We start from the raw sequence: 722 nt of genomic DNA, 5'->3' as shown, positions 1-722 counted from the left end.
ACTATAAATGAGCAAGTTCGTGATTTTGCATAAAAGAAAGACACCTTGAGTTCGATTGTGTTGTATAATGAAAGTGACCAAACCAACATTTACAGCATTCACGAAAGAAGGTGTCTCCTGCAAATACTATACATCATTCAACATTCATATACAACCAGTTTAAAAAATTAGATTTATGCAAATCATATTCTAATCGAATGATCAATCATCTTATGAGTATCCTGATTAGCATCTTTCTTTCTGGATACCATGGAAAAACCACGGATTTTGCTAAAAACAGTTTCTGCCACAGAACTACAATTGCCCATTTCCTCAACTCTGGAAAGTGGGATGAATCGTTGCTTTCAGATACATTAAAACAGTCTGTCATTGAGATTATTTATTCAGAAGCAGCCCGCACCGGAAAACCTGTTTTCTGTATTGTTGACGATACGATAGCTTCAAAGACAAAGCCTTCGTCACGGGTCCTGCATCCGATTGAAGATGCGTATTTTCATCAATCTCATTTGAAGGGAAAACAGGACTATGGGCACCAGGCAGTTTCGGTTATGCTTTCCTGTAACGGCATTGTTTTGAATTATGCTTTTGTGCTGTACAACAAGTCGATTTCTAAAATTGACATTGTTCAGGATATCGCAAAGGAGCTGCCAGTTCCTCCGGTAAAGTCCTATTTTCTTTGTGACTGTTGGTACGTTTCTGAAAAAATAATCAACACCTTTGCC

Annotated in this window: 1 protein-coding gene; it reads left to right on the top strand. The window is 37.8% G+C overall.

All coding sequences use genetic code 11. The features are described 5' to 3' along the window. Positions 1-212: 212 nt before the first annotated feature. Positions 213-722 (top strand): transposase (locus tag DW819_RS15430; protein WP_147353182.1); only part of this gene is annotated, 510 nt, incomplete at its 3' end.

Origin of the sequence: Clostridium sp. AM33-3 (assembly GCF_003480315.1) — a bacterium.
Taxonomy (GTDB): Bacteria; Bacillota; Clostridia; order Lachnospirales; family Lachnospiraceae; genus Brotaphodocola.
Note: the sequence above shows the minus strand (reverse complement) of the source record. Positions and strands in the feature narration are given on the sequence as shown.